The sequence below is a fragment of the Pseudomonas sp. GW821-FHT09C10 genome (genome assembly GCF_059418085.1).
Map to the genome: position 1 here is coordinate 164,036 of NZ_JBWKPE010000006.1, position 18,204 is coordinate 182,239.

General features: G+C 61.0%; 19 protein-coding genes. 10 read left to right on the top strand and 9 right to left on the bottom strand.

The annotated features are described in order from the left end of the window. Window positions 1-570, bottom strand: a complete 570-nt coding sequence (locus tag AC07OT_RS14115) for a GNAT family N-acetyltransferase (RefSeq protein ID WP_495108331.1) — start codon at window positions 568-570, stop codon at window positions 1-3. Between the two features lie 76 nt (window positions 571-646). On the opposite strand from AC07OT_RS14115, the gene AC07OT_RS14120 reads away from it, so the two are divergent. Together AC07OT_RS14120 and AC07OT_RS14125 are read left to right on the top strand one after the other, a co-directional pair. Next, on the top strand, window positions 647-1,567 hold the full coding sequence (locus tag AC07OT_RS14120; protein WP_495108332.1) for a histone deacetylase family protein: 921 nt from the start codon (window positions 647-649) through the stop codon (window positions 1,565-1,567). Between the two features lie 171 nt (window positions 1,568-1,738). Beyond that, window positions 1,739-2,965, top strand: coding sequence for a TIGR03862 family flavoprotein (locus AC07OT_RS14125; protein ID WP_495108333.1), 1,227 nt, complete (start codon window positions 1,739-1,741; stop codon window positions 2,963-2,965). 122 nt (window positions 2,966-3,087) lie between these two features. Here AC07OT_RS14125 and rhlE1 read toward each other — a convergent pair whose 3' ends face one another. Together rhlE1 and yedA are read right to left on the bottom strand one after the other, a co-directional pair. Next, complete coding sequence (rhlE1, locus tag AC07OT_RS14130; protein WP_495108334.1) at window positions 3,088-4,425, bottom strand: RNA helicase RhlE1; 1,338 nt, start codon at window positions 4,423-4,425, stop codon at window positions 3,088-3,090. Window positions 4,426-4,473: 48 nt separating this feature from the next. Then, a complete protein-coding gene (gene yedA, locus AC07OT_RS14135) occupies window positions 4,474-5,370 on the bottom strand; it encodes a drug/metabolite exporter YedA (protein ID WP_065924994.1) in 897 nt (298 codons plus the stop codon). A gap of 161 nt (window positions 5,371-5,531) precedes the next feature. Between yedA and AC07OT_RS14140 the strand changes: the two genes are divergently transcribed. Together AC07OT_RS14140 and AC07OT_RS14145 are read left to right on the top strand one after the other, a co-directional pair. Then, window positions 5,532-5,987: an Lrp/AsnC family transcriptional regulator gene (locus AC07OT_RS14140; protein ID WP_408014261.1), complete on the top strand. Its 456-nt coding sequence runs from the start codon at window positions 5,532-5,534 to the stop codon at window positions 5,985-5,987. Continuing rightward, the gene (locus AC07OT_RS14145) at window positions 5,977-6,675 is read left to right on the top strand and encodes a cyclase family protein (RefSeq protein WP_253492154.1); all 699 of its coding nucleotides are present in this window, start codon (window positions 5,977-5,979) and stop codon (window positions 6,673-6,675) included. The genes AC07OT_RS14140 and AC07OT_RS14145 overlap by 11 nt, the downstream gene beginning before the upstream one ends. A 120-nt stretch (window positions 6,676-6,795) precedes the next feature. On the opposite strand, the gene AC07OT_RS14150 is transcribed toward AC07OT_RS14145, so the two are convergent. Both AC07OT_RS14150 and AC07OT_RS14155 read right to left on the bottom strand, forming a co-directional pair. Further along, on the bottom strand, window positions 6,796-7,059 hold the full coding sequence (locus AC07OT_RS14150; RefSeq protein WP_065938340.1) for an acyl carrier protein: 264 nt from the start codon (window positions 7,057-7,059) through the stop codon (window positions 6,796-6,798). Then, window positions 7,049-7,615, bottom strand: a complete 567-nt coding sequence (locus tag AC07OT_RS14155) for a hypothetical protein (RefSeq protein WP_065938341.1) — start codon at window positions 7,613-7,615, stop codon at window positions 7,049-7,051. Before AC07OT_RS14155 ends, AC07OT_RS14150 begins: the two co-directional genes overlap by 11 nt. Window positions 7,616-8,091: 476 nt before the next feature. Between AC07OT_RS14155 and AC07OT_RS14160 the strand changes: the two genes are divergently transcribed. From AC07OT_RS14160 to AC07OT_RS14170, 3 genes are all read left to right on the top strand, one after another. Then, window positions 8,092-9,546 carry an AAA family ATPase gene (locus AC07OT_RS14160; RefSeq protein WP_253492155.1) on the top strand — a complete coding sequence of 485 codons (1,455 nt, stop codon included), beginning with the start codon at window positions 8,092-8,094 and terminating at the stop codon, window positions 9,544-9,546. Window position 9,547: 1 nt separating this feature from the next. Continuing rightward, the gene (gene ptuB / locus AC07OT_RS14165) at window positions 9,548-10,192 is read left to right on the top strand and encodes a retron Ec78 anti-phage system effector HNH endonuclease PtuB (protein WP_253492157.1); all 645 of its coding nucleotides are present in this window, start codon (window positions 9,548-9,550) and stop codon (window positions 10,190-10,192) included. A gap of 427 nt (window positions 10,193-10,619) precedes the next feature. Continuing rightward, window positions 10,620-10,916 carry a DUF3077 domain-containing protein gene (locus AC07OT_RS14170; RefSeq protein WP_495108335.1) on the top strand — a complete coding sequence of 99 codons (297 nt, stop codon included), beginning with the start codon at window positions 10,620-10,622 and terminating at the stop codon, window positions 10,914-10,916. Between the two features lie 142 nt (window positions 10,917-11,058). Here the strand turns inward: AC07OT_RS14170 and AC07OT_RS14175 are convergent, their stop codons facing one another. From AC07OT_RS14175 to AC07OT_RS14185, 3 genes are all read right to left on the bottom strand, one after another. Next, on the bottom strand, window positions 11,059-11,670 hold the full coding sequence (locus AC07OT_RS14175; protein ID WP_065924992.1) for a 3'-5' exonuclease: 612 nt from the start codon (window positions 11,668-11,670) through the stop codon (window positions 11,059-11,061). 46 nt (window positions 11,671-11,716) lie between these two features. After that, window positions 11,717-12,193 (bottom strand): NYN domain-containing protein, encoded by a 477-nt coding sequence (locus AC07OT_RS14180; RefSeq protein WP_065938345.1) that lies wholly within the window; start codon window positions 12,191-12,193, stop codon window positions 11,717-11,719. A 117-nt stretch (window positions 12,194-12,310) separates the two neighbouring features. Further along, window positions 12,311-13,054, bottom strand: coding sequence for a DUF2076 domain-containing protein (locus tag AC07OT_RS14185; RefSeq protein ID WP_253492159.1), 744 nt, complete (start codon window positions 13,052-13,054; stop codon window positions 12,311-12,313). A 180-nt stretch (window positions 13,055-13,234) separates the two neighbouring features. Between AC07OT_RS14185 and AC07OT_RS14190 the strand changes: the two genes are divergently transcribed. Together AC07OT_RS14190 and AC07OT_RS14195 are read left to right on the top strand one after the other, a co-directional pair. Further along, window positions 13,235-13,894 (top strand): DUF7847 domain-containing protein, encoded by a 660-nt coding sequence (locus tag AC07OT_RS14190; RefSeq protein WP_065925008.1) that lies wholly within the window; start codon window positions 13,235-13,237, stop codon window positions 13,892-13,894. Between the two features lie 40 nt (window positions 13,895-13,934). Then, on the top strand, window positions 13,935-15,023 hold the full coding sequence (locus tag AC07OT_RS14195; protein WP_495108336.1) for an endonuclease/exonuclease/phosphatase family protein: 1,089 nt from the start codon (window positions 13,935-13,937) through the stop codon (window positions 15,021-15,023). Between the two features lie 137 nt (window positions 15,024-15,160). Here AC07OT_RS14195 and hrpB read toward each other — a convergent pair whose 3' ends face one another. Then, window positions 15,161-17,671, bottom strand: coding sequence for an ATP-dependent helicase HrpB (gene hrpB, locus AC07OT_RS14200; protein ID WP_495108337.1), 2,511 nt, complete (start codon window positions 17,669-17,671; stop codon window positions 15,161-15,163). A 110-nt stretch (window positions 17,672-17,781) separates the two neighbouring features. Between hrpB and pmcY the strand changes: the two genes are divergently transcribed. Then, window positions 17,782-18,201, top strand: coding sequence for a periplasmic Zn2+ metallochaperone PmcY (gene pmcY, locus AC07OT_RS14205; protein ID WP_115487529.1), 420 nt, complete (start codon window positions 17,782-17,784; stop codon window positions 18,199-18,201). Window positions 18,202-18,204 lie beyond the last annotated feature (3 nt).

Consider the following 18,204-nt stretch of genomic DNA (forward strand, 5'->3'; position numbering starts at 1 on the left):
TTATCCGTGCAGCGTGTCCAACCATTGGGCGCGGGTGATGCGGTACAAAACGTGGGGGCGCAGCGGGTCATCGGCTGCGACCTTGGGGTGTTCAAAATCTGCCTGGGGATCGTAATGCATACCGATGGCCTGCATGACTTTTTGTGATGGCAGATTGGCTTGAGTGGTGAAAGCGACGATTTCGTCCAACTGCAGACGGTCGAAACCACAGCGCAGCGCGGTCCAGGCCGCCTCGCTGGCATAACCCAGGCCCCAATGCTCGCGGGCCAGGCGCCAGCCGATTTCCACTGCGGGGGTAAAGCCCGCTTCGAAGCTGACGTTCTGCAACCCGGTCAGGCCGATAAACTCACCGGTGTCCTTGCGTTGCAGGGCCCACAGGCCAAAACCGTATTCGGCGAAGTGGCCGCGAATCCGACCGATCAGGGCGGCGCTTTCCAGGTGGCTCAATCTGGCCGGGAAATAGCGCATCACCTGCGGGTCGGCACACATGCGCGCAAATTCCGTCAGGTCGGCATCGCGCCACTGGCGCATGACCAGGCGCGCGCTTTCCAATTGCAATATCTCCTCCATGGGTCCCCTCCCCTTGCCATGTGCGTGAGTGTACAGCGCTGTTAAGATCCTTCGCAGATCCCCGTCAGAAAATCCCATGCCTTTGCCATTGATCTACCACGATGACTACAGCCCTGAGTTTCCGGCAGACCACCGGTTCCCCATGGACAAGTTCCGCCTGCTGCGTGACCACCTGGTGGCCAGCGGCCTGACCGAAGACAGCCAATTGCTGCGCCCGTCGCTGTGCCCACCGGAGATTCTGGCCCTCGCCCATGAACCTGGGTATATCGAACGCTACATGAGCGGCGAGTTGTCCCGCGAGGACCAACGGCGCCTTGGCCTGCCCTGGAGCGAAGCCCTGGCCCGGCGCACCGTGCGCGCGGTCGGCGGCTCGATCCTGGCGGCGGAGCAGGCGCTTGAGCATGGCCTGGCCTGCCACCTGGCGGGCGGTACCCACCACGCCCACTACGACTACCCGGCGGGCTTTTGCATCTTCAATGACCTGGCGGTGATCAGCCATTACCTGCTGGCCAGCGGCCGGGTCAACCGCGTGCTGATCTTCGACTGCGACGTGCACCAGGGCGACGGCACCGCGCGCATCCTCCACGACACGCCGGAGGCGATCACTGTGTCCCTGCACTGCGAAAAGAACTTCCCTGCGCGCAAAGCCCAGAGCGATTGGGACATCCCGCTGCCCATGGGCATGGGCGATGCCGACTACCTCACGGTGGTGGACGACGCCCTCAACTACCTGCTGCCGCTCTACCAGCCGGACCTGGTGCTGTACGACGCCGGCGTCGATGTGCACAAGGATGACGCGCTCGGTTACCTCAAGCTGACAGACGCAGGCGTGACCGCCCGCGATGAAAGCGTGATGCGCCACTGCCTGGGCCGCGACATCCCGGTGATGGGCGTGATCGGTGGCGGCTACAGCAAGGATCGCCCGGCCCTGGCCCGCCGCCACGGCATCCTGCACCACAGCGCGCAGCGGGTGTGGACGTCATCAGGGTGTCATTGAAGTGTGGGCGTTACCCACAATGCCTGTGGAACGGCCTGTGGATAACTTGAGCGTAAGCGTCTAAGAGCCCGTAGCTGCCTAGCCTGTAGGAAGCTGTACATTTTTTGATCAGGCAACGCCGCGCGCCTCGGGTAGAATGCCCGACTTATTTCCGCGATCGTAGCCCTGCCCATGTCCGATATTTCCTCTCGACACGTCACCATCATCGGCGGCGGCCCTGCCGGGCTGATGGCCGCCGAAGTCTTGAGCCTGGCCGGGGTGCGGGTAGACCTGTACGACGGCATGCCGTCGGTGGGGCGCAAGTTCCTGCTGGCGGGCGTGGGCGGCATGAACATCACCCATTCCGAAGCGTACCCGGCGTTCCTGTCGCGCTACGCCGAGCGAGCCCCGCAAATAGCACCGTTGCTGCGTGGGTTTGGTGCCGAAGCGTTGTGCGAATGGATTCATGGCCTGGGTATTCAAACCTTTGTCGGCACCTCCGGTCGCGTATTTCCTACCGATATGAAAGCCGCCCCGCTATTACGTGCCTGGCTCAAACGCCTGCGCGACCAAGGCGTGGTTATCCACACCCGGCACCGTTGGGTGGGCTGGAATGCCGAGGGTGATTTACTTATCCACAGCCCGGACGGTGAAAAAGTTGTCCACAGCGATGCCGTGCTCTTGGCCTTGGGCGGCGGCAGTTGGTCGCGCCTGGGCTCCGACGGCGCCTGGCTCAAGCTGCTGGAGGATAAAGGCGTGCCTTGCGTGGCCCTGCAACCCAGCAATTGCGGCTTCGAGGTGTCGGCCTGGAGCGACTTGATGGTCAGCAAATTCGCCGGCGCACCGCTGAAAAACGTCGCCATTGGGCTGGGGGATGACAAGCCGCGACTCGGCGAATGCGTGATCACCGCCACCGGTATCGAGGGCAGTTTGATCTACGCGCTGTCGGCGCCGATTCGTGAGGCGATCAACCGTAATGGCTCGGCGACGGTGCATATCGATTTGCTGCCGAGCAAGCCATTGGACAAGATCCAGGCCGCCTTGACCAAGCCGCGAGGTTCGCGCTCGATGAGCAAGCATTTGCACAGCCAATTGAGTTTGGATGGGGTCAAGGCGGCGCTGTTGCGCGAGTTGGCACCCGCCGAACACTTCAACGACCCGGCGCAATTGGCGGTGGCTATCAAGGCGTTGCCGCTGACAGTGGTGACGACACGGCCGATGGATGAAGCCATCAGCACCGCAGGCGGCGTGCCCTTTGAAGCGTTGGATGAGCGGCTGATGCTCAAGCAATTGCCGGGGGTGTTTTGTGCAGGGGAGATGCTCGACTGGGAAGCGCCGACCGGCGGGTATTTGCTGACGGGGTGTTTTGCCAGTGGCAGAGCGGCTGGGCGGGGGATGTTGGAGTGGCTCAACCGCTGAGATCTGCGGTGATTCAAAGCCGCCATCGGGGGCAAGCCCCCTCCCACAGTTTGAATGTATTCACAGATCAAAAATGTGGGAGGGGGCTTGCCCCCGATTAGGCCATCAGCCACCCCGCAAAATCACTTCTTCTTACGCGGCCCGGTATTAAACACCGGTACCTTGCGCACCGGCTTGATCGAAGGCTCCACCGGCGCCACTTCACCACTGTCCACCCACTTGCCGAGGTTGCGCTTGCCACCGCCACCACCGGATGCCTTGGGCTTCTTCGGTTTTTTCGGCTTCTTCACCACCTGACCGCTGGCATCGGTATCCGGCACGCGGTGTTCCGGCTCGAAGTCCTGTTCCATCTTGCGGGTCAAGGTCTGGCGGGTCAGCATCTCGATGGCCGACAGCATGTTGACTTCATCGGCACACACCAGGGAAATCGCCTCACCGGTGTTACCCGCGCGACCGGTCCGGCCGATGCGGTGGATGTAGTCCTCGGCCACGATCGGCAGGTCGAAGTTGACCACCAGCGGCAGGTCTTCGATATCCAGGCCTCGGGCCGCTACGTCGGTGGCGACCAGGATCTGCACTTCGCTCGATTTGAAACGGTCCAGCGCGCGTTGGCGCGTGGCTTGCGGCTTGTCGCCATGGATGCCATCGGCGTTGATGCCCAGGCCCTGCAACTTATCCACCAGCGCATCCACGCCGTTACGGGTCTTGGCGAACACCAGCACCTGCTTCCAGCGGCCTTTGCGCATCAGGTGCACAAACAGCTCCGCCTTGCGCTTCTTGTCCACCGGCACCACCCATTGCTTGACGGTGTTGGCAGCGACGTTACGCGGGCTGACTTCGATGCTCAGCGGGTCGTTGAGCATCTGCCCGGCCAGCAGGCGAATGTCATCGGAGAAGGTCGCGGAGAACAGTAACGTCTGGCGCTTTTTCGGCAGCATGCGATAGATGTTCGCCAGTTCTTCGGAGAAGCCCAGGTCGAGCATGCGGTCGGCTTCGTCCAGCACCAGGGTTTGCAGCTGGTTGAGTTTCAGCGCGTTCTGGCGGAACAGGTCGATCAGGCGGCCCGGCGTGGCGACCAGGATGTCGACGCCCTTGCGCAGCTTCATCATCTGCGGGTTGATGCTCACGCCGCCGTACACCGCGTAGGTGGTGAGCGGCAGGTGCTGGGCGTATTCGGCAACGCTGGCGTGAACCTGCTCGGCCAGCTCGCGGGTCGGGCACAGGATCAGCGCGCGCGCCGAGTTGGCGGCGACTTTCGGCCCTTCCAGGGTCAGCAGTTGCAGCAGCGGCACGGCGAAACCGGCGGTCTTGCCGGTGCCGGTCTGGGCTGCGGCCATCAGGTCACGACCGGCGAGCACCGCCGGAATGGCTTGCGCCTGCACCGGCGTCGGGGTCTGGTAGCCGAGCGTCTCAAGGGCGCGCAGCAAGGGTTCGATCAGGCCAAGTGTGGCGAAAGTCATGTAGTTACCGTAGGAAAAATTCAGCGCAAGGGCGTAATGCGCGGCAGTTTACCTTATTTCCGGCTTGGGCTTTCGCCACTGGGGCAGGCTGATCAACAGCACGGCGCTGATAATCACCAGCATGGCCAGGGCCTCTTCCAGACCGATGGTCTCGCCGATGAATACAATCCCCAGCAAGACTGCGACGGCGGGGTTGACGTAGGCATAGCTGGTCGCGGCCGCCGGGCGTACGTGCTTGAGCAGGTACATATAGGCGTTGAAGGCGATGATCGAGCCGAACACGGCCAGGTAAGCCAGGGCCAGCCAGCCTTCCAGCGGCGGCATGGCTTGCAGGCGCTCACCGGTCAGCGCGCTGGCGATCAACAGTGTCACCCCGGCCACCAGCATTTCTGCGGCACTGGCCATAGCGCCCGGCGGCAACGGCAGGCGCCGGCTCCACACCGAACCAAACGCCCACGAGGCCGCTGCAAACAACAACAAAGCGGCGCCCATGGGGCTCGACTGCAATGTGCTGCCCATGTTGAGCATGGCGATACCGATCATGCCCAGGATCACCCCGGCCCATTCCAGCCGGGTATTGCGCGCGCCCCAGAAATACCCACACAGCAAGGTGAACAACGGCACGGTCGCCACCGCCAGCGCCGCCACGCCGGACGACACCCCAGTGTGCTCGGCCACACTCACCGCGCCATTGCCGAAGGTCAGCAGCAAAATACCGATCTTGGCAGCAGCCTTCCACTGCTCCCAGGTCGGCGCCGGCGCCCCACGCCAACGCAAAAATCCATACATCGCCGCACCCGCCAACAAAAAGCGAATACCGCCCAGCATCAGCGGTGGCCAGTATTCAACGCCGATGCGAATCACCAGGTAGGTGGAACCCCAGATCACATACAGTGCAAAAAAGGCGGCGATCAACGGTAAGGGAAAGCGACGTGTGCCAGGCATTGGGCGGCTCGAAGGCAGAGATAAGAGAGGCTTATTCTAAAAAGGCAGGCCGTTAAACATAAGTTACAAAACCTGTTTAAACCGCCAGTACACTTTCCAAAGCATGGTTATGAGGGCTATAAATCGTGTTTTCGAAAGCCATCCCCGAGTAGAGCCTTATCATGGACAAATACGACCGCATGCTCCTCAGCGCCCTTCTCGAAGACGGCCGCGCCTCCTACGCGCAACTGGCCCGCACGGTCAACCTCTCCGCCCCCGCCGTGGCCGAACGCGTGGCCAAGCTGGAAGCCAGCGGGGTGATCACCGGGTACCAGGCCAAGGTGGATTTTTCGAAAGTGGGCTTGCCGATTCAGTGCGTGATCGAACTGCGGCTGACCAACCATGGCAACCAGAAGGTGTATGACGCACTGGCCGAAATCCCGGAACTGACCGAGTGCCACCGGGTGACGGGCGATCCGTGCGTGATCATGCAAGCGGCGGTGGGCTCGATGCCGGAGTTGGAGAACTTGATCAATCGGCTGGCGAAGTTCGGGTTCAGCAAGACCTCGATTATTTTGTCGAGCGCGATAGAGCGGCGGGTGCCGTTGGGGCAGTTGGAGGGCAAAAATGGTGGATAAGCACAGCAAGGTCTTCAGCCTCAGCCACCCGATCACCCCGCGTATTCCGCTGTGGCCGGGGGACCCGCCGGTGACGTTTGAAGACGTCGCGTCACGGGATAAGGACGGCTATTTCCTAAGGCGTTTCAGCATGGGCGAACACAGCGCCACGCACATGAATGCGCCGAACAGTTTTTATGCCGACGGGATGGGGATTGATGGTTATCAACCCGAAGACTTGGTGCGACCCGCTGTAGTGATCGATGTGCACGGTAAAACCCAGAGCAATCCAGATTACGAAATCAGCCCACTGGATATTGAAGCGTGGGAACGTCAGCACGGGCTTATCGAACCTGGCTCGGTGGTGCTGATGTACACCGGCTGGCAACACCTCTGGAACGACCCGATAGCGTTTTTTGGGCAGGACGCGCAAGGCTCACACTTCCCTGGGATTGGTGAAGCGGCGATTCGGTTTTTACTCGAACAGCGCCAGATTGCCGGGGTTGGCATTGATACCCACGGGGTCGATCCAGGGCAAAGCACCGCCTTCGCGACAAACCATGCCGTGTTGGCGGGAAACGGGATTGTGCTGGAATGCCTGACCCACCTCGACCGGCTTCCGGCCAAGGGCGCCACGTTAGTGATAGGTGTACTGGGACTGGAAGGCGGTTCGGGATCACCAGCCTCGGTGATGGCGTTTATTCCCTGACTTGCAGGTAGGCCCTACCGACGCCATCGCAGGCAAGCCAGCTCCCACACTAGACCGCATACAGTCCGGGCAACTCGTCACCTGTGGCGAGCGGGCTTCCCCGCGACGACGTCGGTTGCTTCAACACAGCTGTGAGCGTTGAACAATCAAATCGACCACTTGCTCAATGGTGGTGATGTGATCCCAATCTTCCTGGGTCGCTTGCAAGTTGAATTGCCACTTGATCTGCATGACAAAGCAGGTCAAATCATCATCAATAATCTTGAAGTCATGGATGAAGTCCGTTTGCTCCGTGACCTGACTTCGGTCGATGAAACCGATGATATCGACGAATAGCTGAATCACCTTTTCGCTGATCTCGGCTCTAGTCGGGCTACCTTCCATTTCTTGCCTCATAGGCACACTTACCAATACTGATTAGATCAAAGACAGCCAACCCCGCAGCAACGAAAGGAATGCCTCGTCCAATAATGCCAAATACCCGGACGGTGCCAAACGTTGCTTTCGCCATTCTGGCCACCGTGGGTTGCCTGATCAATGTACGAGGGAAAAAGCGCATTCCAATGAGACTCGCCAGGTTCGTCGTTTTGCTGGAGCCAACATGAACCCAAGTGCCCACGGCAATTTTGCTTATAGGTATGCCCGCGGCGCCAGTGAGAACCGTTGCGGCCGTCAAGCCATAGTGTTGCTGTGTACATTTCCAGAGTTCGTCAAACGTGGTGTTCGGCACCGAGGAGTCAGCATGAACGGGCTTGAGTAACTGGTAACTGGCGCCATGGGTCCAGCCTGGCGAATTAGGTAAAACCATGACTGCCGGGCAACTTGTCATCGTGTTTCCTAAATGAAACGCCATGCTTGAAGTTGAGCCGAAATCAATTCCATTGCGTTGGAGCTCAAACTGGCTGTGCATGATTGCTGTGTGAAGATCGATTTCCTGCATGACGTAATCCTTTTACGTAAATGACAGGCGGGATGTTAGGTGGCCGCGCAAGGCGATAGGCGGCAGAAGGGAAAATCCAGAAAGGTCCGACGAGCCAGTAGGGCTAAGCCTACTGGCTATTCAGAAAGCAGCTAAAAGCTCCCCAAAAAGAGCTGTTGTTTCATGGCCAGCAAAACCGATCCTTTTCAGTTGCAGGACGTTTCCTAGAGAATCCAACGGCCTTGTTTCCGTCGGCTCAGGTAGCCAGTCTCGCTCCGCCATCGAATGTTCGGTGACCTGAGGGGGCTTGCCCCCGATGATGCCAGTTGCCGCACTGCCGAGGGACCCGCTTGTTCTCTCCCTTGGGATTTGGAATGTTCAGGGGAAGACTGGCACTTTACCGAATCAAAAAGTCTATTCAGGATTTCCTCCAGTAACTACGCTGGGGGGTTGGTCAACAGGTAGACTAGGGCTTTAGGCGCCGGTCTGGAGATCTCATGGGCACGCAGAAAAATATGGCGAGTGCCGGAATAAATTCGCTTCGGCTTTCGCGGTTGCGGCTACGTGATTTCCGCTGCTTCGAAACAATGGATATAGACTTCCATCCGCAGTTGACCGTGCTGGTTGCGGCCAACGGTACGGGTAAGACGTCCATCCTGGACGCCATCGCTGTCGCTTTCGGCCCCTACGTGGGAGCGTTCGATGAGGCGGTAGGCAAACACCTTGAACCCAGCGATATCCGCCAGTTTCGTGCCAGGCGAACCACAACCAACGAAATGGAATACGCGCCCCAAGGGGCTCGGATCGAGGCGACAGGGGTCATTCCTGGAAGCTTGATGGATCAGTTGTCCGATGATCTATCGACCATTTGGCGCCGTCATTTATCAAGCACGACCAAGACCAAGACCTCGATCAAGGATGCCAAGGAGCTGGTGAGCTACGGCAAGCGCATGCAGGAAGCGGCGCGCACTCCGGGCACCGAAGTTGTTCTGCCACTCATCGCGTACTACGGTACGGGGCGACTGTGGCAGCAGAAGAAACTGACAGACGCAAAGAACATTCAACGCACCTCCAGAACCGTGGGCTATACCGATTGCCTGGATCCGGCCTCTAGCTATAAATCGTTTGTGCAGTGGTTTCGCTACTGGAGCCTGAATGCCAAGGAGGCCCAACTCAAAGCTCTTGAAGCTGGGGCCAGCATTGCCAAAACTGAATTCGACGACTACATCCAGTCAGTTAGTCGCGCGGTGAATGCGTGTATCCAACCAGCAGGTTGGAGCGGCATTCAATATTCGTTCACTCGTGACGCATTGGTCGCTCGCCATGAGCAATTTGGAGAGTTGCCGGTCGAGTGGCTTAGCGACGGCATTCGCAACATGATTGGCATGGTTGCCGATATCGCGTTCCGTGCGACCAAGCTCAACGGGCACCTTGGTGCACAGGCAGCTCAAGAGACTCCCGGCGTGTTGCTGATAGACGAAGTCGACATGCATCTGCATCCGGAATGGCAGCAAGTGGTGCTGCTCAACCTGACCGAAGCATTTCCGGCCATGCAGCTTATCGTTACTACCCACAGTCCTCAGGTGTTGAGCACCGTATCCTCGGACAGCGTCCGAATCTTGCGTACCGAAATCGATCCTGAGACCTCTAGTCGAATTACCAGCGTCAGCGAGCCACAGTGGCAGACCCGAGGGGTTGCCAGTTCCGACCTGCTCGCTCGTATCATGGGTGTGGACCCCGTTCCTGATGTGCCTGAGGCATCATGGGTTTCTGACTATCAGGCACTGATTCAGCAAAATCTCCACGAGCAGACTGCCGGACTCGCGTTGAGAACAAAGCTGGAGTCTCATTTCGGCGCTGACCATCCAGTTATTCGCGAATGTGAGCGGCAAATTCGATTGCAGGTCATTAAGCAGCGTCTTCCGCGCGACCTCGGCAACCGGGAGTATTGAGATGCGTCGTCTACGTCGGCAGGATGAACCTCCCTCGGGGCTGAAGCGTTACCGACACGGCCGAGACAGATGGACTCGCACATGCCCAACGCAAGAGGAACGCGACGGTATTTGGGCATCTTTAGAGCTCATGCAAGGTCCACGGTGCGCCTACTGTGAAGGACCGATCAGCCCAGGAAACCGTCATATTGAGCACTTCCGCCAACGGGATCGGTATCCGCAAGGTACTTATGACTGGAACAATCTGTTCGGCTCATGCGAGCGCGCCGGCACCTGCGGGAAGGCCAAAGACCGATGTGGAATCTACCCACCGGACGTTCTGATTAAACCGGATATAGAAGACCCCGATGCTTTTCTAGTATTCACACCCGGTGGAACGGTGGAACCACGGGCAGGCTTGAGCGCACGCGATCATCTTCGTGCACGCGAGACAATCCGTATTCTCGGTCTGGACGGCGCGCTGAATGAAATTCGGCGCGCGGAACTTAGCGGCTACCTCCAGACCATGGATTATTTTGTTGAAATCGCCGAAGCATTTCCCGAAGACGAGGAATGGATACAGGAGTTACAGCAGGAGGTGAGTAACGCTGCACACTTACCGTACGCGACGGCGATCAGACATGTTCTTACTCGACAGAGTGAATAATGGAAAAGACTGTGCCGAAGGGTCTGACGGAGCGATAAGACTCAACCTACTGACTACTCCGAGAATTTGTAAAACCCCTCTCAAAGGTCTGACTTTTAAGTGGCCAGCAAGACCGGTCCCTTTCATTTGCGGGACGTTTCCGAGAGAATCCCACGGCCTTGTTTCCGTCGGATCAGGTAGCTAGTCTCGCCCAGTCATCGAATGTTCGATGACCGGACGTGCAAGTCCGATCAGTGGAAAATGCGCAAAAGCCTTACCGTCCTATGCCAGCTTTTCAGGCATTGGCATGCTATGGCAGTTGTGCGCGGGAGGCCATTCGGCCTGCTGGGTTTTCCGCCCCGGTCTTGCACACCCGCGTACTGCTGCCACCCTAATTCGTGTGCAAGCGAACGGTTGCAGCTTCAAACCTAGCGGAAGGATTTACAACATGGTCAAAGTCACCCCCGATCCACCCAGTTTCCTCAGCGAAGACGCCCTGCTCAATCGCCGAGCCATCGACTACTACCTCAAAGCTTGCGCCCCGGATGCCCCGCCCTTCATCCTGAATGACAACCTGAGCCTCGAGGATGCACTCGCCCATGCGGCGGATTTGCTGCATTGCGCGGTGGGCTCTGCGCACTCGTCGGGCAAAGCGATGGATGTGCAGCAGCGGGCGGCGATGCATTTGGTGGAGATGGCGAAGGGGGTGGTGGATCGGGCGTTGGAGTGTGTGCAGCCTCGATGAACGACAGATAACCAATGTGGGAGGGGCGGTGCGACGATTCGACTTGCCCCCGATAGCAGTGGATCAGTCAGCTTATGTGTGGCTGACCCGCCGCAATCGGGAGCAAGCCCCCTCCCACATTTTTTTGAACGGCGTTGTTCTATCAGAACCCGCGATGTTTCTTCAGATGCTCATTGATCTTCGCCGCCGGCACTTTCTGCAGGGTGCACAGCAGGTCGTGGGACAGTTCGCGCAAGCCATGGGTACGCCGCAGTTCCTGGGCCAGGTGCGCCGTGAGGTTGGCGGCCATTTCCGCATCCGCCAGCGCGCGGTGGGCCTGGCCGGTGTGGGGCAGTTTCGCGTAGGCGTTGAGCGTGCCGAGCTTGTGGTTGGGCGCAGCCGGCATCAGGCGGCGGGCCAGCAGCAGGGAGCAGGCGAATTTTTGCAGGCGGGTGCGGCGGATCAAGCCCAGTTCGAAATCCCAGAACTTCTGGTCGAACGCGGCGTTGTGCGCCATCAGCGGCGTGGTGCCGACGAATTCGTTGACTTCGTTCATCACCCGCTCGGCCGGCGGGGCGCTGCGCAGCATGGCGTTGCTGATGCCGGTGAGTTGCTCGATAAAACCGGGCACGCGCACACCGGCGTTCATCAGGCTCTGGTAGCGGTCCACGATCTGGCCGCGTTCGAGGATAACCACCGCGATTTCCGTGGCCCGGCAGTGGCTGCTCGGGGTGATGCCGGTGGTTTCAAAGTCGATGACCGCTATACGTTCCAAACCTGTTCCAACTCCGTCTAACCCTTTATTTATTAAGCCGCCGTGCTTATTTGAGCAGCAACGCGCCTTCGATCGGCACGTAGCGGCTGGCGGCACGTATCAATGAGTTGGCCGTCAGCCCCGGTACACCGTAGGCCACGGCGTCGACGCCGTGCTTGTGGATGATGCGGTCGAGCAGCATGTCGAAATCGCCGTCACCCGAGGCCAGCACAATTTCGTCGACGTGGTCGGCGGCGTCCATGATGTCGATGGTGATGCCCACATCCCAGTCGCCCTTGGCCGAGCCGTCGCTGCGCTGGATATACGGCTTGAGTTTTACCGTGAACCCCAGGTTGCGCAGGATCTGCTGGAACTGCTGCTGCTTGCTGTCACCGCGGTCGATGGCATACGCATAGGCCTCGACGATCTGCCCACGCGAGCTGATATCAGCCCACAGGGCGGCGTAGTTGAAATGGCAGCCATAGGCCTGGCGGACGGTGTAGTAGAGGTTTTGTACATCGGCGAACACTGCAATTTTCTTCACCGCACTTCCCCATGACAGCCAGGCGCCAGGGCCCGGAAAGGGTGCCAGTATGCCAGCCGCGAGAAGGTTGCCGGGAAAAATCAGACCGGGGCGGCTCAGCGCCCCGGGCCGGGAGGGTCAGACGAAGGAATCGTCGTCGCCGAAGGAAGAGGAATCGTCGGAATAGTCGCTGTCGGCAAAGCTGTCCGAGGCATTGTCGCTGCCCCAGCTGTCATTGCCGGCGAACTTCTGGTCGTCGTTGCCCCAGTTGCCGTTGTCACTGGCGGGCGCCGGCTCTTCACGGATGATCTCTTCCACCACCTGCGGCTGTTGCGAGTTGTGGTTGAACAGGCTGCTGATGCCTTCGGCCAGCAACACACCGCCGGCCACGCCGGCGGCGGTTTTCATCGCTCCACCCAAGAACCCGCTGCCAATGGGGGCGGCGGCCGGTTGCTGCGGCTGTTGATAGTTCTGTTGCGGCGCTGGCTGGCCAAAGGACGGCCGCGCCGGTTCACGCCAGCCACCGCCCGACGATGCCGGAGCGCTCTGGGCCGGTTGCGGGTCACGGGAACCGCCGCCAAAGATGCTCGACAGGAAACCACCGCCGCTCGCCGGGGCCGGTTGCGCAGACTTGGCCCGCTGCAACTCATCCTGCAATTGCTGGATCTGCTGCGCCTGTTGCTTGTTCTGCGCGTCGAGACTCTTGAGCGCGTGTTCCTGCACCAGGATCGACTGGGTCATGTAGTACCCGGCGGCCGGTTGGCGAGTCATATGCTCCTTGATCCGCGCTTCTGCTTGCGCATCGCGCGGGGCTGAGTCCGTTTCGGCTTGCTGCAACCGTGAAAACAGTCCATCGATCAGGGTTTGCTCTTCGCTGTTCATGGCGACCTCGTTAGATTGCCGGTAGAAATCGTGGCCTTGCCTGTGATCAGGCCAGGTGCTTAACCGTTATGGGGGTGTTACGAGTTGTTTCAATGGTCTTTACTCAAGGTTTACATTTGCTTACCGCTGGCCATGATCGGTTAAAGTGTTGCCCTTGCTTTCAGGCCTGCGATGAACCCGATGAATCCGTTAGACGTATTGCGCGACTCCTTCCGTTTTACCCGAGGCAACCTGGGCGCAATCGTCCAACTTTGCCTGCCATTGGTGATCCTCGAAGCCCTGTTGCAACAGCTGCTCGACCACACGCTCGGCGCGGATGCGTTCCCCGGCTACAGCGTGGTGGTGGGTTTGCTGGTGTACCCGCTGTACACCGGTGCCTTGATCCTGTTTCTCGACGCCCGCACCCGCGGCGAGTCGCCGCGCACCAAGGACATTTGGGCCATGGCCCTGACCCTGTGGCCGCGCTTCGCCCTGCTGACCGCCATGAGCACCCTCCTGATTTTGCTGGGCCTGTCGCTGTATTTCCTTCCGGGGCTGTGGCTGATGGTGGTGTTGGCGTTCGCAGAGTACCTGCTGGTATTGCGCGGCATGCCGGCGCTGGAGGCGATGAAGGAAAGTTTGCGCCTGACCCGTGGGCATTTCTGGCGAATCCTGGTGTGCCTGCTGTGTGTCATGACGCCCCTGTGGCTGCTCAAAGGCGCCAGCGTCGCGGCCTATCCCAACCCCGCGCCGTTGCTGGGACTGCTGATGGACAGCGCCCACAGCTTCCTGCAACTGTTCACCAGCGTGGTGCTGTTCCGTTTATTCATGCTGATCGGTGGCGATGCCGACGCGCGGTGATATGCTCCACGCCACTCCTGAAACGCCATAAGCCGAGCCGATGACCCGTTTATTGCGCATCACCCTGCTGGGCCTGCTGATCGTCGCAGGCCTGCTGACGGCCCTGATCTACAGCCTGACCTGGCGCCCCGCCGCCAAGGAAACCCTGCCCGTCAGCTGCGTCGCGCCCCGTGCGCCAACCCTGTTGCCCGGGCAGGCGCTCAAGGTCATGACCTGGAACGTGCAATACCTGGCCGGCAAGAACTACGTGTTCTGGTACGACACCGCCGACGGCAGCGGCCCGGACGACCGCCCCACCGCAGAGGACATGGCCGCCAGCCTCGACGAAGTGGCACGGGTGATTCGCGACGAACAACCCGACATCCTGCTGTTGCAGGAACTCGACGAAAACGCCAAGCCTTCCCACTATCAGGACCAGCTGACGCTTTTGCAGGAGCGCCTGGTCGACCTCTACCCGTGCAGCGCCCAGGCCTTCGACTGGAAAGCCGACTTCGTGCCCGACCGGCATATCTTCGGCAGCGTCGGCCGCAAGCTGGCGACCCTGAGCCGCTACCAGATCGAACACGCCGAGCGCCTGCAATTGCCGGCCCCGGACGCCAACATCCTCAGCCGCCAGTTCCAACCCAAGCCGGCCTTGCTGCTGACCTACCTGCCCCTGAGCGATGGCGGCCAACTGGCGGTGCTCAACACCCGCCTGGATGGCGACGCGCCGGGGCGCAGTGCGGTGCAGGAGCAGGTGCAAACGACGGTGAAGCTGCTGGACAAGTTCGAAGGCCGTGGCACGCCCTGGCTGATCGGCGGGGATTTCAACCTGCTGCCCCTGGGGCAATTCCTGCGTTTGGAGGCGGGCAAGCGCGGGCAGTATTCGCCGGACAGTGAGCTGCATTTACTGTGGGACAAGTACCCGATGATCCCGAGCAACAGCCAATCCAGCGGGATTGATCGTGAGAAATGGCTGACGTATTTCCCCAATGACCCGAGCCTCGATGGTCCGGATCGCACCGTCGATTACCTGTTCTACAGCCCGCGGATCAAGCGGGTGGAGGCGAAGGTGAGGCAGGAGGATACGTTGCGTATCTCCAACCATCTGCCGGTGATTGCACGGTTCCTGCTGCCCGCGGCGCAATAACCCACACAACAGGATTAATGTGGGAGGGGCGGTGCGACGATTCGACTTGCTCCCGATGGCGGTGTGTCAGTCAGCTCATCTGTAATGGATCCACCGCCATCGGGAGCAAGCCCCCTCCCACATTTGGATCTTTGGCGTTACGACTTCCGGGGTTTGATCCGCGCGGTCGGCTCGGCTATCAGCGGATCATCCGGCCAGTAATGCTTGGGATACCTGCCCTTCAGATCCTTCTTCACTTCGGCGTAGGTACTGCGCCAGAAGTTCGCCAGATCCTGCGTCACCTGCACCGGCCGCCGTGCCGGGGACAGCAGGTGTAACTTCACCACCTGCCGCCCGCCGGCAATGCGCGGGGTGTCGGCCAGGCCGAACAGTTCCTGCAAGCGCACCGCCAGGATCGGCGGCTGTTCGCTGTAGTCCAACCGCACCGACGAGCCCGATGGCACCTTCACATGCTGCGGCGCCAGCTCGTCCAGACGCTGGGGCAGCGGCCAGGGCAGCAGGTTGTGCAGGTAGCTGGAGATATCCAGGTTGGCGAAGTGACTCAGCCGCGAGACTTTGCCCAGGTAGGGCATCAGCCAGTGCTCCAGGCTGGTGAGCAAGGCGCTGTCGCTGACGTCGGGCCATTCGCTGGTGTTGCCGGCGTCCAACTGGCGCAGCAGCAGGACGCGGGATTGCCATTGGCGCAGCTCCGGGGTCCAGGGCAGCAGCTCCAGGCCTTTGCGCCGCACCAGGTTGACCAGCGCCTGGCTGCGCGCGGCTTCGTCGAGGCCGGTGAGCGGTTCGCGGCTGAGCACCAGTTCACCGACTTTGCGCTGGCGTTCGGCGCGCAGCACGCCTTCGCGCTCGTCCCAGTCCAGTTGATCGACGTTGCGCACTTGTTCCGCGAGCACCGTGTCGAACAGCGCCGGATCGAAGTCCGCCGCCAGATAAATACGTTCTTCACGCTGGCCCTGGCGGCTGCCGAGGTCGGCGATCACCAGCCATGGCTGTTTCATCAGGCTGTCGGCCTCGGCGAATAATGCCGCGCGGCCATTGGCCAGGCGATATTCGGCACCCCCGGGGCGACGTTGCTGGGCGACACGGTCCGGGTAGGCCAGTGCCAGCAAGGCGCCGAGCCAGCGCGGGTGGTCGGGGTCGGCCACCGGCCGGGTCGCCTGGCCTCTCAAATAACCACGGTATTGCCGCGCCAGTTGCTTGGCGCGTTGCACGCCGCCTTGAGTACCGCGCGCACGCTCTTCACCGGACATCAGCGCCAGGCGGCTGTGCAAATCCGCGCCGCCACCGCGCAAAATATCGCGCTCGCCCAACAGTGCCGCGACATCACAGGCCGTGGCCGCCAGCCCCAGGTCCTGCCCGCGCAACAGCAAATGGGCGATGCGTGGATGGGCCGGCAACTCGGCCATCTTCTGGCCATGTGCCGTGAGTTTTTCGTCATTCAAGGCCCCGAGGCGTACCAGCAAATCCTGGGCCTGGGCATAGGCGGCGGTGGGTGGCACGTCGAGCCACACGAGCTGCGTGGGCGTGACGCCCCAGCGCGCCAGCTGCAAGGCCAGGCCGGCGAGGTCTGCGGCGAGGATTTCCGCACTGCCATACGCGGCCAGCCCTTCATGCTGGTCTTCGGACCACAACCGATAACACACCCCCGACTCCAAGCGCCCGGCCCGGCCCGCGCGCTGGGTGGCGCTGGCGCGGGAGATGCGCTGAGTGTCGAGGCGGGTCATGCCGCTGCCGGGGTCGAAACGCGGCACCCGCGCCAACCCGACATCGATCACCACACGCACGCCGTTGATGGTCAGGCTGGTCTCGGCGATGTTGGTGGCGAGCACCACTTTGCGTTTGCCGGCCGGTGCCGGATCGATGGCCGCGCGCTGGGCGTTGAGGTCCAACTCGCCATGCAGCGGGCAGAGCAACACGTCAGGGCTGTGCCCCAGGGCGTCGGCCAGTTGCTGATTGACCCGGCGAATTTCCGCCTGGCCCGGCAGGAACACCAGCACGCTGCCGGTTTGGTCATGCAGGGCTTCGAGGATGGTTTGCACCACACGCGGCTCGATAAATTCACCGGCCTGGTACGGCCGCCCCCAGCGCATCTGCACCGGGAACATGCGCCCCTCGCTGCGCAGGATCGGCGCGTCGTCCAGCAGGCTGGCCAGGCGCTCGCCTTCGAGGGTGGCGGACATCAGCAGGATTTTCAGCGGTTGCTCGTCGCGAAACAGGTCGCGGCCGTTCAGGCTCAGGGCCAGTGCCAGGTCGGCGTCGAGGCTGCGCTCGTGGAATTCGTCGAAGATCAGCAGACCGACACCGTCCAATGCCGGATCGTCCTGCAAACGACGGGTGAGGATGCCTTCGGTAACCACTTCGATGCGCGTGTGGGGCCCGACCTTGCTGTCGAGACGGATGCGATAGCCGACGGTTTCACCGACTTTCTCCCCCAGTTCGCTGGCCAGGCGTTCCGCGGCGGCACGGGCGGCCAGGCGCCGGGGCTCGAGCATCAGGATGGTCTGCCCGGCCAGCCAGGGCTCATTCAACAAGGCCAAGGGCACGCGGGTGGTTTTACCGGCGCCGGGCGGCGCTTCCAGCACGGCTTCATGGCGATTCGCCAAGGCGTCACGCAGGGCGGGTAAAACATCATCGATCGGCAACGAATTCATACTGGCTCCAAAGCAGAGCGGCGAGTATAACGGCGAACTGCCGGATGCCGACGCTGGTCTCAATGGCAGTGCTATATAGTCCCGTATCAACCGTGTTCAGGAGAGTCTCCATGCGTATCGCTTCCCGTGTCATCGGCGGTGTCCTCGCCGTCACCCTGCTGAGCCAACTCACCGCCTGCGGGTCGATTTTCTACCCCGACCGCCGCGGCCAGATCGATGGCAAGATCGACCCGACCATTGCCGTGCTCGATGCCGTTGGCCTGCTGTTCTACGTGATCCCTGGCCTGATCGCGTTCGGCGTCGACTTCGCCACGGGCGCGATCTATTTCGAACCCGGCAAGACTGCCCAGGTTGACCCGGAAAAACTCCACGAAGCCATCGGCGCTGACGGCAAGGTCGACAACGCCAAGCTGCAAAGCATCATCCAGAAGGAAACCGGCCGCACCCTGCCGCTGGACGATCCACGCATGATCCAGTTCAAGGGCAGCGTGCAACAACTCGCGTCCCTGGGCCTGAAACCCGCCGCCTAAGGA